Consider the following 15,501-nt stretch of genomic DNA (forward strand, 5'->3'; position numbering starts at 1 on the left):
GGGGTCAATTACCTAATTTTCAGGGAAAAAGTCCCTGAATTTTCCCCCCGATCACTCCCATATTTGCTACTTTTTGATTGACAAAAAGTCTAAAAGTCTTACCCAACAAGGTTTTTAGATTTATTCAGCAAGCTCTACTTAATCGATAGATTTACTCTGTCAATTTTAAAAGGATCAGTGGAGACAAGCAGGGAGAGCAGAAGGGGCAGGGGAAGCACCGGGAGATTTATCTCTCAATTCAATCTTGACAGACCAATAGGTCTATGGTACAGTGTGGGGGCATTCTCGCCGAGTGTGCGGCAGTTCAAGACAATACCAACAGTAGCCTATGAGTTTGATCGATAGGAAAATTTGTTTCGTCACCCTAGCTGTCGGGAAGAAATATCGAGATCATGCCCTTACCCTCGCCGAGGATATTCGTACTATAACTGATAATAGCCCTTTTGTAGTTCTCACTGATCGCCCTGAAGTTTTTGCCAAATCCGATTCGCTCATCCCGCTCCCCTCATCATTGCGACACCAGTTATCCGGAGGAGGCGAGCCGTCATCGTTAAAAGGCTAAAAGTCTTTCTAGTTAAGAAACTTACCCAAATAGAAATGATTTTAATTGTCCTATATTTTTTCGGTGAAATTGAATTAGCCAAGATGGATATACATTTCAGCCATTGAACTATTTTAAATTAGGACAGAGCCTAAAAGCAAGCTGTAATTGGGTTATAATTTTTAGAGATGTCTAATAGAGAAGCGATTCTTTGACCTTGTTTCTATGGAATTTAAACTTGTAAGACACGAAGAGTTGATAATGCAAAATACTAAAACACCCACAGTCGTCTGTGCTGCGGACAACAATTACGCAATTCCTCTTGGCGTAATGCTTTACTCCTTGGCAGAGAACCTGAAAGAGGGGAAAGCTTTTATTTATGTTATTGATGGGGGAATTACCAATGCTAATAAAAAAAAGGTGATTCGGTCACTACAAAAATTAGAAGTTGAAGTGGTACTTAACTGGCTAAAGCCTCAAGAAGCAGCGTTCTTTACAATCGTGGAAAAACTTCCGACTTGGGGTCATGTTACTATTGCCGCTTACTATCGTTTATTAATTCCTTATCTCTTACCCCCGTCGATTGAGAAAGTTATTTATCTAGACTGTGATTTAATTTTGAAAGAAGATTTAAACAATTTATGGAAAATTGACATTGATAATCAATATTTATTTGCTGTGCAAGATATGGGATGTCCTCTAGTCTCAAGTAAAAATGGCTTAAAAACTTATCAAGAACTTCAAATACCCCCAGATACGCCATATTTTAACTCTGGGGTAATGATTCTTAATTTAAAAAAATGGCGAGAAGACGATATGTCTTTTAAAGTTATTAATTATCTAGAGGAAAATGGGAGACGTCTCCGTTACTGGGATCAGGACGGTCTCAACGCTATTTTGGCGGGCTGTTGGGGGAAACTGGATCCACGCTGGAATCAACTTCCTAATAAATTTTCTTCTTGGCAAGAAAGTCATTTTTCCGAGGAAGTTTATCATCAGGTTATGGAAGCTCCTTATCTAATACATTTTGCATCAGATGATAAACCTTGGAAATTTAAATTCTCTCCGTTAAGGAATACAGAAAAGCAATTTTTTGAATACTTAGATCGAACGGATTGGTCTGGATGGCGACCGAAAGAAGGATGGAGAAGAAGATTAAACCGATATTTTAACAAGGCTCTAGCCTATTTCAAAACCAAATCAGTTAGTCCTAATATTTTCTAGCAAAAGTTATAATTTTTTAGCCATGATACTTGCAAAACTTAAAACTTATATCTCTCGATTAGTCGGCAAAAGATCGGACAAACAGTCAAAGTTCTGGAGCATTTTTAAATCACCTAGTCTTCGCTACAAAATCTTTAAGGATAAGCTCGATACACTGCTTTACAGTTTATCCATTTCGCAAGCGCATATTTTCTTTATTCAAGTAGGTTCAAACGATTCTAGCTACGGTGATCCCCTACGTTCGTTTATGCTAGATGAACGCTGGTGTGGAATTATGATAGAACCCGTTGACTATGTATTCAAAAGATTACGCTCTAAATATGGTGATTATGGTCGATTTAAGTTGGAAAATGTAGCGATTGCCGAGGTAAACGGGTTTAAAGACTTCTACTATGTTGAAGAGACAGATTCTCCCTTGCCTGTTTGGTACGATCAAATCGGTTCATTTTCCTTATCTCATGTCTTAAAACATATTGATTTTATCCCAGAACTAGAACAACTAATTCGGAAAACTCAAGTAGAATGTATAACGTTTGAAGAGTTATGTAACCGGAACTCGGTTGGCACTGTAGACTTAATCCACATAGATACGGAAGGATTCGATTACGAGGTACTGAAAATGATAGATATTGATCGGTTTCAGCCTAGTTTGATACTGTACGAGCATAAACATCTTTCGGATAGCGATAGGATATCCGCTCGGAGTCTCTTGAGCGCACGAGGATATCAATTGTTGCAGTTAAATAGTATGGATACTGTTGCCGTTTCTGTAAAAGCATTGGAAAACAGAAACCCCTTAAAGTCGGCGTGGAAAGTGATCACTAAAAATTTATCTTATCATCAAAATTCAGGGAGCAATTAATTTTTACAACTGCTAGAACTCGCCAAATAATAAGTTGATTAGTTTGAGGTGATAAAATATGGTTAAGGGTGCATCTCACATTTGCCAAAATATCACCCAGACAAAGCACCATTGACGTAGGAACAGCGCAAAATGTAGAATGCTCTAGACCTTCTCACTTTTACACTGTACGCCTGATATTTTTGCCCTTCTTCCAATCCCTAAAAACGACAGTTTAAGCATGGGATGGAGGGTTAACGACCGAGATTTTCCCTAAATAATCACGATTTTATCATAACTACCCCTCGATCATTGTGCATGAGAAAACGGATAATTAATTCAGTGATTAGGCAAAAGGCGGTTAGGTGTTGGGGTTTTTTCCTTTGTCCCTGAAATACCCCTCCACCCCAACAGTCCATAATCCCTACATATAAGGAGAATAATTAACTATGACCGAAAATAGAAACCCGATTCCCGTAGTTGTCAACGGTGCAGCCGGCAAAATGGGACGGGAAGTCGTTAAAGCCGTTGCTCGTGCCGACGATATGATCTTAGTGGGTGCAGTGGATCGAAATCCAGCTTTTCGAGGTCAGGATGTGGGGGAAGTGGCCGGTTGTGAACCCCTAGAAGTGCCGATTCTCGACGATTTACAGAGTGTTTTAGTCCTGGCAACTCAGGAAAAAGTGCAAGGGGTGATGGTGGATTTTACCCATCCCGACGGTGTTTATGACAATACCCGCAGTGCGATCGCCTATGGAGTGCGTCCCGTGGTGGGAACTACGGGATTATCGGCGGCACAACTGCAAGATTTAGCCGAATTTGCCGAAAAAGCCAGCACCGGCTGTTTAGTTATCCCCAATTTTTCCCTTGGCATGGTTTTACTACAACAGGCTGCCGTGCAAGCATCCCGCTACTTTGATCATGTAGAAATTATCGAACTGCATCACAATCAAAAAGCAGACGCACCCAGTGGCACAGCCATTAAAACCGCCGAATTACTGGCCGAATTAGGTAAAACCTTTAATCCTGCCCAAGTTTCCGAAAAAGAAACCATCCCCGGCGCTAGAGGCGGTTTAACTGCTGAGAACATCCGTATTCATAGCGTGCGTTTACCCGGTTTAATTGCCCACCAGGAAGTCATTTTCGGTTCACCAGGAGAAATCTATACCCTTCGTCATGATACCAGCGATCGCTCCTGTTATATGCCGGGGGTTCTCCTCTCTATCCGCAAAGTTACTCAGCTGCAATCCCTCGTTTACGGTTTAGAAAAAATCCTCTAAATCGAGATATTTGAGAGGAAGGAGAGGAAAAGGGCAAAGAAGAGAAATCTCGACAAATTGCCCTAAAAATGCTATCTGCTGGCTTTCCTATACCCAAACTTTAGACTTAGAGATTGAACAAGTACCACAAGTCATTGAGGGACAAAATTGAGTGAAAACGGACAGTATTTTCTATCGTCTCTTTGAGACTTTTCCCGAAAGTTTCTTTGATTTGCTCAATCTTCCCCCTGAAACCGTCAATCATTATCAATTTTCCTCCCTAGAAGTTAAACAACTTGCTTTTCGTTTAGATGGGGTCTTTCTTCCCGATAACCTTAATGACCCGATTTACTTTGTTGAGGTACAATTTCAAAAAGATGAACGGTTTTACTCGCGCTTTTTTAGTGAAATATTTCTCTATTTTCATCAAAGCGAGTTAAGCCAGAATTGGCAAGGGGTGATCATTTATCCCCATCGGGAAATTGAAAATAGTCCCAAATCTCGTTATCAAGAATTCTTTGAGTCAGGCCGGGTTAACTGTTATTATCTGAATCAGTTAGATGAGGGGGATTCTCTGGGGGTAAAAGTGTTACAATTAATTGTAGAATCGGAACCAAACACCTTAGCACAGGGAAAAGAACTGATTCAACAAGTTAGACAACAATTCCAGGAGTCTTTAAAAAGACAGGACATTCTAGAATTAATTGAGACAATTCTCATTTATAAATTGCCCAAATTAAACCGTAAGGAGATAGAAAAAATGTTTAGTTTAAGTGATTTAAGAGAAACTAAAGTCTATCAAGAAGCTTTAGAGGAAGGTAGAGAGGAAGGCAAAGAGGAAGGCAAAGACGAAAAAGCTCGACAAATTGCCCTAAAAATGCTATCTGCTGGTTTTTCTATCCCAGAAATCGTCCGATTTACCGATTTATCCCCCGAGGCAATCGAGAAATTACAATCGAGAGACGATTAAAAAAATCCTTCGGAGTGACATTATGAGAGAATCAGTCATCTATCAAGATATTTTAGAGGAAGGCAGAGAGGAAGGAGCATTAACCGCTAAATTAAACTCTATTCCCCGTTTATTGGCCTTAGGATTAACTATAGAACAAATTGCCCAAGCTTTAGACCTAGAGATTGAACCAGAAACGTTGAATCTCGTAACAAAACTTTACATTTAAGAACATAACAACCCCAAAACGCCATTTTTCAAATTGAATAGACAATTTTCCTAAACCAGTGTACATAGCTGATATGTTGACACATAAAACTCTGTAAATAGCGGAGTTTATCTAATAAGCTTTTGCCAAAATCTTCCGCAATATCAATTAATTGTAAAATTAGGTAGACGATAATACAGCTATAGATTTGTATCCGAATTCCCTTTTCATTTTTGGTGATGAGGTTGTCGAGTTTAAGAGGCATTTTCAAGAACTTCCACAGGAGTTCTATCTGCCATCTTTGTCGGTACATTTCCCCGATTTCTTCATTGCTGACCACCCCTTCCCCTACTAAAGGTAAATCCGTTGCTATCCGAAATTCAGTCCGACTTTCTAGGTCACAGAAAGCGGGAACATCTCACCTTTGCATTAAGCATATAGTCATTTCAGATAAGTCTGATACACTCTAGACCGACAAAACCCTTATGAACTCTGGGATTGATATTCTCAATCTTAATTGAAATGACTATAAATGCAAAGGTGAGGTCAATAAAAAAGTTAAAAAAGAGAACCATTAAAATAGGCACAGCGATGACGAAGATAACCAGGTAAAACTAAGCTGATACCAGCCAAACTATGTATTGTTCCTGGATAACTTTCTTCTGCATCACTACCCACCAATCGCCAACAAAAAGAACCCAACCAAATATAAAAGCCTGGAATCAGTGCGTCCATAGAATAGGCAATATCTTTTAACTGAGGGTTAACTCCGTTTGATGATCGCTTTTTTTAAGAAACTTTTATTTTCATTATTTTAAACTTATACTCATTTAATAACTATACCATATTTTTGTTAGCATTGACGATGACAATTATCACAATTCCACACTTAAACCCTTTGGTGCGATCACTTTTGCTAAAAGGACGAGTTATACTAAATCCAAAGATGGCTTTTAGTTGTCAGCTAAATTTTTGCGCCAATTTCGTCAAATTGCTTCAAGAGATTTGATTGCGAACGCCACTGAAAGCAGCATAGGCGATTGCTATAGCATCTACAGCATCATTAATAGGCATTTTTGTCAATCCGAATAAATACTTAATTTCTTCCGCCACCTCAGCTTTAGTGGCCCTACCATGGCCCAGATGACATTTCCAACTAGCTTGATGGAGGAAAATCGGTTCAATTCCCCCATCGCGACAGCTAACTAGATTGATAATTCCTAAGGCTTGCAGGACTCCACCGGCTGCCTTGATTTGCCGGTTAAAAAAGGGCATTTCCACGGCAATTTCCCCCGGTTTATATTCTGCGATTAACTCCTTTAAATCCCGTTCAATTTCGATCAAACGCTGGGCAGTAGAAAGATTTTTAGAAGTTTCGATCGTGCCGTAATCGACTAAAATTGGCATTAACTCACTATTATCCCGGAGAATAGCCCAACCGACAATCGCTAATCCGGGGTCGATACCCAACCAAGTAGTCATAGATTAAGCCAAAAAATCTTGGACGATTTGGAGGATTCTTTGGGATGCTTGTCCATCTCCAAAAGGATTAATTGCATTAGCCATACGATCATAGGCGATTTTATCCCCTAATAATTCTCCCGCTTGTGCTAAAATTTGCTCTGGATTAGTACCAATTAATTTCGCTGTTCCCGCTTGTACTGCTTCTGGTCTTTCTGTGGTTTCTCGCAATACTAAAACTGGTTTTCCTAAACTAGGGGCTTCTTCTTGAATGCCCCCAGAATCAGTTAATAATAAATAACAGCGTTGAATCGCCCCCACTAACTCGGCATAATCGAGAGGTTCGGTTAAAAATACCCTGGGATGATTGCCCAAAGCGGACTGTATTGGTTCTCGGACGGTGGGATTGCGATGCAGGGGTAATAATAGGGCTGTATCGGTATATTTTTCTAACAACAAAGTGAATCCTTTGATAATATCCTGTAGTGGTTCGCCCCAATTTTCCCGGCGGTGAACCGTGGCTAATAAAACCCGATAATCTGACCAATTCAAGCCCGCAATTTGACATTCTGGTGCGGTTTTTGCTACGGTTAATAAAGCATCAATAACCGTGTTGCCGGTGTGGTGAATATTGCCCGTAACCCCAGATTTTTGTAAATTTTCTACGGCTAAAGTAGTGGGAGCAAAATGTAGGGTAGTCAGTTGAGAAATTAGGCGGCGATTAGCTTCTTCGGGATAGGGATTATAGATATCATTAGTTCTTAATCCTGCTTCCACATGAGCGATAGGAATTTGTTGATAAAAAGCCGCCAAAGCAGCAGCAAAAGCAGTGGTAGTATCACCTTGCACAATAATTAAATCTGGTTTTATGCGCTCAAAAACTGTTTCTAAACCCCGTAAACTGCGGCAAGTAATATCGGTTAAAGTTTGACGAGTTTGCATAATATCGAGATTTTCATCTGCTTTTAAAGCAAATAATTCCATCACCTGCGCTACCATTTCTTTATGCTGTCCCGTCAGGACTACATGGGTTTCAAACTGTTGCGATTCTTGAAAAGCACGAATAACGGGAGCTAATTTAATCGCTTCGGGACGAGTTCCAAGAGTAATACAAATTGATTTCGACATATTATTATCAGTTATCAGTTATTTTAGCCGTCAGGAGACAGGAGACAGGAGATAGGAGTCAGGAGATAAGAGTCAGGAGATTATTTTTATTTATTCTCCCTAATTCATAATTCATAATTCATAATTCATATTCTATCGCTTGAATTGTACTATTTTGTCATTTTTCACTCGTGGGTGGTTGTTGAACGATAAATTGGGGATAGAGTTGCATTTGCTTAGGATTTAAAGGTCGAGAGATGGTCAAAACTTTTTGTTTAGCTAACTCTTTGGTCATGGTATCCAAAGTTTGAGCGATACGCAAATTATATTCTAATTGTTCCCCAGAAGAAAGCAGATTACTTAAGCCATCGATTAAACGTCTTAAATTCTCGCGAAATTGGGGATCACCGATTAACTCATCGATATCGGAGGTGATTTTTTGAGTATTTTCAAAAGTAACCCTAGCGGATTCGAGAGTTTTTTGCAGTACGACAATTGTAGCAGGATCGTTAATAGTTTTAGTAATTTCTCGTAAATTATTCGATGTTTCCACCGCATTATTCAAAATAGTCTCGATATTTTGCATGACTTGTTTAGTATCAATTTCATCTAAACCTGCATTCAACCTCAGGGCGGTATTATTGAGATTATTAGCGAGACTACCAATACCTAAACTAGCTTGATTAATATTACCGAGAGTATCAACAATTTGTCCGCGATTTTCGCTGAGAACAGCATTGATATTAGCGACCAATTGGGAAGATTGTTGAAAAGTCCTGCTGATTTGACTGCGATTTTCCTGAACGGTATTATCTAAAGTATTGACAAAACGGGAGGCATTATTAGCCGTATTAGTGACCGAGCGACTGGTGGTAGCTAATTCCAAAGATAGACGAGAGATTTCTCTTTGGGCATTACGGATAGTCTGGGAGGTATCATCGGATAAACGGGCGATTTTTTGAGCTGCTATAGCGGTATTTTTGGTGACATCATTGAGATTACCCACAAATTCAGGACTGGTAAAAGTATCCACTAAACGACCAACACTAGACATTAATTGTGTTCCTGTTGTCCCCTGTAAACGAGTATTATTACAGAGAATTAACTGTTGATCACAGTCGGGACCCAGAGGGTCGAGATTTTTGGCCTCAGCACTTAAAGAAACTAAGGGAGTGATATCGATGGCTGCCTCCCCAATTAATCCGGAAAGATTGGTAGTAACAGTTACCTTCCTAGGCATAACTAAAGTAGCAGAAGCGATCTCGGCAATAACCTCCACTTGATTACTTCCCGGGATAAAACTCGTAATTCTTCCCACTCTCACCCCGCGAAAACGCACCGGCGCACCGACTTGTAACCCTTCCACGTCGGCAAACTCGAAGATTAATTGATAGGTTCTTTGACCAAATCCCCCCCCGCGAACCCAGATAGCGAGCGCCCCAAAGACCAATAATCCGCCTAGAGCAAACAAACCTAGTCTTCCTTCCCGTAAAGCTCGCGAACTCTGCATGATTTTTTTCTCATTCTCGATAGTTCTTAATTTAGATTAATCTAGCTTAAACGATTGTCCTAATCGGGCCTTCAATGCTGGCGCTAAAAAATTGCCGGATCATGGGATGATCGGTACGATCGATATCTGCCACTACTCCCTGCCATTGCACTTTTCCCTGATAGAGAAATACTACTCGATCGGCGGTGCGTCGGATGGTACTTTGTTGGTGAGAAACCATGACATAAGTGTTCGCAGACCCCGATTTTTCATGGAGAGTCCGCACTAGATCCTCGATAATTGTGGAAGCTATCGGGTCTAATCCGGCGGTAGGTTCATCATACAGCAGTAATTCGGGATTATCGGCCGGATTATCGGGATTAGTGATAATAGCGCGGGCAAAAGCCACCCGTTTACGCATTCCCCCCGATAGTTCCGAAGGATAAAGGTCACTAATTCCCTGTAAACCGACCATTTCCAGGCTTTTTTCCACTAATTCCCTAATTCTGGCTTTTTTTAAATTAGTTTGTTCATAGAGATAAAAACCGACATTTTCCCCGACGGTGAGAGAATCAAACAGGGCCGTTTGTTGAAAAACCAAGGAAGTTCGCATCGCTTCTCGACCATCTTCTAGCAATCCCTGACGCAATTGGCCTTTAATACGAATTTCTCCGGCATTTATCCCCGTTAATCCCGCAATTAACCGTAAAACCGTTGATTTTCCCGTTCCCGACGGCCCGATAATTACCAGGGCCTCCCCTCGATAAATGGTTAAATCTAAACCATCGAGAATAACATTATCCCCGAATCTTTTCGATACTCCTCTCAATTCAATTAACGGTTCTTTCATCGTCGCTTAATTATCTTATAACCTCTGGAATTTTAGGGAGATGGGGAAGTGGGAAGTATTTTCGGTGAACAGTAAACAGTAATCAGTGAACTGAACTCTGATAAGTGATAAGTGATAAGTGATAACTGATAACTGATAACTGACTCGATTCTGGCTGCTATAGTAGAAAAGCACCCATTGCTGACGATATCTGAGGTAGATTGCCGTGACTATTGCTTTAGACCAACTGCTTACCCCCGACATTTTTCGACCAGCGCGTTATTTGGGCAACGAGTTAGGTGCTAAACATAAAGAATGGGCAAGTGCGGTGGTTCGTTGGGTGTTAACCTATCCGGAAGTGTACGAAGTGGGGGCATCTAACCTCGGCCATATTATCCTCTACAATATCCTCAATGCTCAACCCCGCCAACTCTGCGATCGCACTTATTTACCCGCACCGGATTTAGCCCAAAAACTCAAACAGACAAAAACCCCCTTATTTGCCCTAGAATCCCGTCGTTGCCTCACAGATTTTGATATTCTGGGTTTTAGTCTCAGTTATGAGCTAGGAGCCACCAATATTTTAGAAATGCTCGACCTAGCGGCAATTCCCTTGACTTGGAGAGAAAGAGATGCGGGTAACTATCCGCTAATTTTTGCCGGGGGACAAACTGCCACCTCTAACCCCGAACCCTATGCTGACTTTTTTGATTTTATCGTCCTTGGTGATGGCGAAGAATTATTGCCAGAAATCGGTTTAATTTTAGAAGAAGGTAAACTAGCTAATCTAAGCAAAGAAGAACTATTACTAGATTTAGCCCAAATTCCGGGGGTATATGTCCCGCGTTTCTACGATGTCACCCCAATCGGTGCAGTTATCCCCAATCGTGACGATGTACCGCAAAGAATTTTACGCCGGGTAGCCACTCCTATCCCAGCCTATTCTATCGGTTTAGTTCCCTTCGTGGAAACAGTCCATGATCGCCTAGTGGTGGAAATTCGTCGCGGTTGCACTCGGGGATGTCGTTTTTGTCAACCGGGGATGTTAACCCGTCCTGCGCGGGATGTGCAACCGGAAGCAGTAATCGAATCGATTGAAAAAGGAATGCGAGCGACGGGATATAACGAATTTTCCTTATTATCTCTCAGTTGCTCCGATTATCTAGCTCTACCTGCCGTGGGTATGGAGATTAAAAACCGTCTCCAGAATGAGAATATATCTCTATCCTTACCCAGTCAAAGAGTCGATCGCTTTGACGAAAATATTGCTAACATAATTGGGGGCAATCGTCAATCGGGTTTAACCTTTGCACCGGAAGCGGGAACCCAACGAATGCGCGATGTGATTAACAAAGGGTTAACCAACGAAGAATTACTCAGAGGGATAAAAACTGCTGTCGAACAGGGTTGGGATAAGGTCAAACTCTATTTTATGATTGGTTTGCCAGGGGAAACCGATGTCGATGTCATCGGTATCGCGGAAACCCTGCGTTGGTTGCGTCGGGAGTGTCGTTTACCGAAGCGGAAACCCCTCGATTTTACCCTAACTATCTCTAATTTTACGCCTAAACCCCATACCCCCTTCCAGTGGCATTCCGTCTCCACGGCCGAATTTATCCGCAAACAGGAGTTATTAAGACAGGAATTCCAAGGCATAAGAGGGGTAAAAGTCAATTATACCGATGTCCGCATCTCGGCCATGGAAGATTTTATCGGTCGCGGTGACAGAAGTTTAGGGAAAGTGGTGCTGCGCGCTTGGCAATTGGGAGCCGGGATGGATGCTTGGTGGGATAATACAGAGAAAGCCTATCAAGCATGGTCACAGGCGATCGAAGAATCCGGTTTAACTTGGAAATATCGTCAGGTAGAACAGGGAGAATGGAATATTTTTGCCGATACAGACAAAGATATTTTAGAGCGTCCTTTGCCCTGGGATCATCTCGATACCGGTATCGATAAAAAATGGCTAGAGGAGGACTTAAAACGCGCTCTAGACGCGGCAACGGTTCCCGATTGTTCTTTTGAGGGTTGTTCCCATTGTGGCGTTTGTAGCGTCGATTTTGGTCATAATATCGTCATTGAAGCGCCTCCGATTCCCGCTTTTGCCGGACATTTTCAACCCAATCAAGAACGCGCCCAAAGAATTCGGGTTTGGTTTGGCAAAATTGGCGAAATGGCCCTAGTTAGTCACTTGGATCTCGTGCGTTTATTTGATCGCGTCGTCCGTCGCGCTGCTATTCCCATTTCCTTTACCGGTGGATTTCACCCTGGTCCGCGCATTTCGATCGCCAATGCTTTATCCTTGGGAGCAACCAGTAGCGGTGAGATTGTCGATTTTGAATTGACAAAAGTGATCGATTTAGAGAGGTTTAAACAGCAATTAAGCGCACAATTGCCCGCAGATCTACCAGTTTATCAGGTGGAAGAAATTCCCTTAAATGCCCCCGCTGCCACCCGTTTGTTAGAAAAAGCTGCGTATTTGCTCACTTTTAACAGTGAGGGAATTGACTGTCAACAGTGGCAAAATTGGATCGAGGCAATTAAACAAGCAACGGTGATGGAACGGGAAAAAACCACCAAATCTGGCAAAAAAGTCACGATTAATCTGCGAGAACAATTATATGAATTAGAGTTAAAAACTGTTGACAAACAAGCCGTTTTGTGCTATGTGGGCAGTTGTCGCAATGATGGCACTTTACTGCAGCCCGATCATATCGTCGAGATGTTAGAAAGGGTTTCTGGCCAAGAGATTTCGCTGCTTAATTTTCATCGTCAGCGTTTGATTTTAGGAGCTTAACCATCGTAAATTGTTCCCTTTATGCTCTAACCCCAGAGAGTCAGCTAATCTTGATCGACTAATTACAAGGAATCATCAACCAAAGCTGGCCGGTAATTTTGAACAACCAAAAGTTTCCTAAGACACAGATTCACCTAATCAAATAAAAGGAGATGAAAATTAAAATCTGGCTGATTTCAAGCTACCAGCAATAGTCACTGATAACTGATCACTGATAAACTTATCCCAAGGCATCGAAGATTTTAAACATAGGCAAGTACATAGACAGAAGAATAGTTCCCACCATCCCCGCAACAGCAACCATCATCAACGGTTCAATGATACTGGTTAAAGCTTTAACGGCCTGTTCCACCTCATCTTCGTAGAAATCCGCCACTTTCATCATCATGGCATCTAATTCTCCCGTTTCCTCACCAATACTAATCATTTGAATGGCCAAAGCTGGGAAAACATTGGCTTTTTGTAGGGCCAAACTCATCATTCCCCCCTGCTGAATTTCCTCCTTAGCACCAGCGATCGTATTAGCAATTACCTGATTACCCACCGTATTACAAACTATATCAAGGGAACTCAAAATCGGGACACCAGAACGCGTCAGAGTCCCAAAAACCCGGCAAAATCTAGCCACAGCCGATTTTTCATTCAAATCGCCAAAAAGGGGCATTTTAAGGAAAAACCAGTCAATTTGCAGACGACCCATCGGGGTTTTGTAATAGCGACGCAGTAAAAAAACCGTGGCAGCAATGGTGACAATCGGAATTAAAATTAACCAACTACGCATCACACCACTTAAAAAGAGCATAAATTGCGTTAAAGCTGGTAGTGGCACCTTCAAATCGGTGAAAATTTTCGCAAACACGGGAATTAAAAAGATCGTCATCCCGAAAAACACAATTACCGCCAAAATTCCCACTGCTACTGGATAGGTCATCGCTGATTTAATCTGGTTTTTCAAGCGGGCCATATCTTCCAAAAGTTTCGAGAGACGGAGCAGCACTTCATCGAGTACCCCCCCCGTCTCTCCAGCTTCGATCATACTGACATAAAGTTCATCAAAACATTCGGTATGTTTGGCCATCGCTTGCGATAACGGACTCCCTTGCTGTACGTCGGCGCTAATCGCTTGTAGTGCTTTTTTCATCTTGGGATTACTGGATTGATCAGCCAAAACTCCTAAACATCTCACAATCGGCACACCAGCATTAATCATTACCGAAAATTGACGAGAAAAAACCGCTTTATCTTTGATGGAAATGCTGGCAAACATCAACTCTAAACTAGAAAGATCGATCTCTCCTCCCGCTTTTTTGATTTTACCGACGGCAGCATATTTCGCCTTCAGCATCATTCGGGCATGATCGGGAGACATAGCTTCAACTTTCTCTTGGAAAACTTTTCCAGAGCTGCTTTTAACTTGTGCGACAAAAGTAGGCATAGTACAAATCAGTTATCAGTTATCAGTTATCAGTTATCAGTTATCAGTTATCAGTTATCAGTTATCAGTTATCAGTTCACTGTTTACTGAAAAAACTTCCCACTTCCCACTCTCCTATCCCTTTTACACAGGATTTGTTATTAAATCCAGGCTTTAGTTTTGGCGTTAGCACCGGACCCGGCGACAAGACGTTGTAATTCATCGGGTTTACTACTTTTAGAAATTGCCTCTTCAAAGGATATAACACCGCTAACAACTAAATTAGCTAATCCCTGTTCCATAGTTTGCATTCCTAGCTTCATTCCCGTTTGAATTGCTGAGTAAACTTGGGGGGCTTTTCCTTCGCGAATTAGGTTAGCGATCGCTGGAGTTACCACCATGATTTCCTGTACCATTGCCCGGGCAAATTCTCCCGGTTTAGGATTTTTTTTCCTGACTAGGGTTTGACTAAAAACTGCTAGTAAAGAATTGGATAACATGGAGCGAATTTGTGACTGTTGGTTAGGGGGGAAAACGTCAATGATCCGATCGACTGTTCCCGCTGCCGAGCTAGTGTGTAGGGTTCCGAAGACTAAGTGACCGGTTTCCGCCGCCGTAATTGCCAAACTAATTGTTTCTAAATCCCGCATTTCTCCCACAAGTATAATATCAGGATCTTCTCGTAAAGCTGCTCTTAATGCGTTAGCAAAACTCTTGGTATCTTCTCCTTTTTGTCGTTGGTGAAACAGGCTTTTTATATTAGGAAAAACATATTCAATCGGGTCTTCTATAGTCAAAATGTGTTCAGGCCTAGTCCGATTAATTAAGTCTAAAATTGATGCTAAAGTGGTAGTTTTACCTGAACCTGTTTGTCCAGTTACGAGAATTAATCCCCTCGGTCTTTCCGATAATTCTCGGACTACTTCTGGTAAATTTAATTGTTCAAAGTTAGGAATTTTAGAGGACAAAGCGCGTAAACAAGCTGCATAAGCTCCCCTTTCTTTATAAACATTTATCCTAAATCTTGCTAATCCTTTCACCCCATAGGAACAGTCTAATTCCCAATTCTGCTCTAACTCTTTTATTTGAGTATTATTGAGCATACTAAAAATCAATTTCTGACAATCTTGCGGGGTTAAAGATTCTTCATTAATCGGGGTGAGTTTGCCACTAATGCGAAAATAGACCGGCGCACGGGACTGAATGTGCATATCGGAACCGCCCATCTCGACCAATTGTTCCATTAAATCTTCGATCATTAAGTCCATAAGTTAAACTCCATCTATCGTATAAAGTAAAAACTGAAAAGGAGATAGGAGCCAGTCCCGATGAAAAAATTTTCACCCCCACAGATGAAAGAGGTTTCTTTCCCTACACCCCAC

General features: G+C 41.4%; 14 protein-coding genes and 1 pseudogene. 7 read left to right on the forward strand and 8 right to left on the reverse strand.

What is annotated here, in order from left to right:
- Nucleotides 1–802: 802 nt before the first annotated feature.
- The 5 genes from IM473_RS09020 (at nt 803) to IM473_RS09040 (ending at nt 5,043) form a co-directional block, all read left to right on the forward strand.
- Nucleotides 803–1,765, forward strand: coding sequence for a glycosyltransferase family 8 protein (locus IM473_RS09020; RefSeq protein WP_287690419.1), 963 nt, complete (start codon nt 803–805; stop codon nt 1,763–1,765).
- Nucleotides 1,766–1,787: 22 nt separating this feature from the next.
- Nucleotides 1,788–2,627 (forward strand): FkbM family methyltransferase, encoded by an 840-nt coding sequence (locus IM473_RS09025; protein WP_287658576.1) that lies wholly within the window; start codon nt 1,788–1,790, stop codon nt 2,625–2,627.
- A 428-nt stretch (nt 2,628–3,055) separates the two neighbouring features.
- Nucleotides 3,056–3,886 (forward strand): 4-hydroxy-tetrahydrodipicolinate reductase, encoded by an 831-nt coding sequence (dapB, locus tag IM473_RS09030; RefSeq protein ID WP_287658577.1) that lies wholly within the window; start codon nt 3,056–3,058, stop codon nt 3,884–3,886.
- Between the two features lie 151 nt (nt 3,887–4,037).
- A complete protein-coding gene (locus tag IM473_RS09035; RefSeq protein WP_287658578.1) occupies nt 4,038–4,835 on the forward strand; it encodes an Rpn family recombination-promoting nuclease/putative transposase in 798 nt (265 codons plus the stop codon).
- A 22-nt stretch (nt 4,836–4,857) separates the two neighbouring features.
- Nucleotides 4,858–5,043, forward strand: a complete 186-nt coding sequence (locus IM473_RS09040; protein WP_287658579.1) for a hypothetical protein — start codon at nt 4,858–4,860, stop codon at nt 5,041–5,043.
- Nucleotides 5,044–5,071: 28 nt separating this feature from the next.
- Here the strand turns inward: IM473_RS09040 and IM473_RS09045 are convergent.
- From IM473_RS09045 to IM473_RS09070, 6 genes and pseudogenes are all read right to left on the reverse strand, one after another.
- Nucleotides 5,072–5,428 (reverse strand): annotated as a pseudogene (locus IM473_RS09045) (transposase); the annotation flags it as partial.
- A 152-nt stretch (nt 5,429–5,580) separates the two neighbouring features.
- Nucleotides 5,581–5,757 carry a hypothetical protein gene (locus IM473_RS09050; protein ID WP_287658581.1) on the reverse strand — a complete coding sequence of 59 codons (177 nt, stop codon included), beginning with the start codon at nt 5,755–5,757 and terminating at the stop codon, nt 5,581–5,583.
- A gap of 261 nt (nt 5,758–6,018) precedes the next feature.
- Entirely contained in the window at nt 6,019–6,504 is a 486-nt protein-coding gene (locus tag IM473_RS09055; RefSeq protein WP_287629052.1) for a crossover junction endodeoxyribonuclease RuvC, read from the reverse strand.
- 3 nt (nt 6,505–6,507) lie between these two features.
- Nucleotides 6,508–7,611 (reverse strand): non-hydrolyzing UDP-N-acetylglucosamine 2-epimerase, encoded by a 1,104-nt coding sequence (gene wecB, locus IM473_RS09060; RefSeq protein ID WP_287658582.1) that lies wholly within the window; start codon nt 7,609–7,611, stop codon nt 6,508–6,510.
- 157 nt (nt 7,612–7,768) lie between these two features.
- Nucleotides 7,769–9,100 carry an MlaD family protein gene (locus IM473_RS09065; RefSeq protein WP_287658583.1) on the reverse strand — a complete coding sequence of 444 codons (1,332 nt, stop codon included), beginning with the start codon at nt 9,098–9,100 and terminating at the stop codon, nt 7,769–7,771.
- Nucleotides 9,101–9,146: 46 nt separating this feature from the next.
- The gene (locus IM473_RS09070) at nt 9,147–9,929 is read right to left on the reverse strand and encodes an ABC transporter ATP-binding protein (protein ID WP_002752097.1); all 783 of its coding nucleotides are present in this window, start codon (nt 9,927–9,929) and stop codon (nt 9,147–9,149) included.
- A 205-nt stretch (nt 9,930–10,134) separates the two neighbouring features.
- On the opposite strand from IM473_RS09070, the gene IM473_RS09075 reads away from it, so the two are divergent.
- Nucleotides 10,135–12,705 (forward strand): TIGR03960 family B12-binding radical SAM protein, encoded by a 2,571-nt coding sequence (locus IM473_RS09075; protein WP_287658585.1) that lies wholly within the window; start codon nt 10,135–10,137, stop codon nt 12,703–12,705.
- Between the two features lie 220 nt (nt 12,706–12,925).
- On the opposite strand, the gene IM473_RS09080 is transcribed toward IM473_RS09075, so the two are convergent.
- Nucleotides 12,926–14,140, reverse strand: coding sequence for a type II secretion system F family protein (locus IM473_RS09080; RefSeq protein ID WP_287658586.1), 1,215 nt, complete (start codon nt 14,138–14,140; stop codon nt 12,926–12,928).
- Here IM473_RS09080 and IM473_RS22710 point away from each other — a divergent pair.
- A complete protein-coding gene (locus IM473_RS22710) occupies nt 14,109–14,297 on the forward strand; it encodes a hypothetical protein (RefSeq protein WP_502845926.1) in 189 nt (62 codons plus the stop codon). The two genes, IM473_RS09080 and IM473_RS22710, sit on opposite strands and share 32 nt — an antisense overlap.
- Here IM473_RS22710 and IM473_RS09085 read toward each other — a convergent pair.
- On the reverse strand, nt 14,281–15,387 hold the full coding sequence (locus IM473_RS09085) for a type IV pilus twitching motility protein PilT (RefSeq protein WP_287658588.1): 1,107 nt from the start codon (nt 15,385–15,387) through the stop codon (nt 14,281–14,283). The genes IM473_RS22710 and IM473_RS09085 overlap by 17 nt on opposite strands.
- Between the last annotated feature and the right edge of the window lie 114 nt (nt 15,388–15,501).

Source organism: Microcystis sp. M015S2 (assembly GCF_020245945.1).
In the GTDB taxonomy this organism is placed as follows: domain Bacteria; phylum Cyanobacteriota; class Cyanobacteriia; order Cyanobacteriales; family Microcystaceae; genus Microcystis.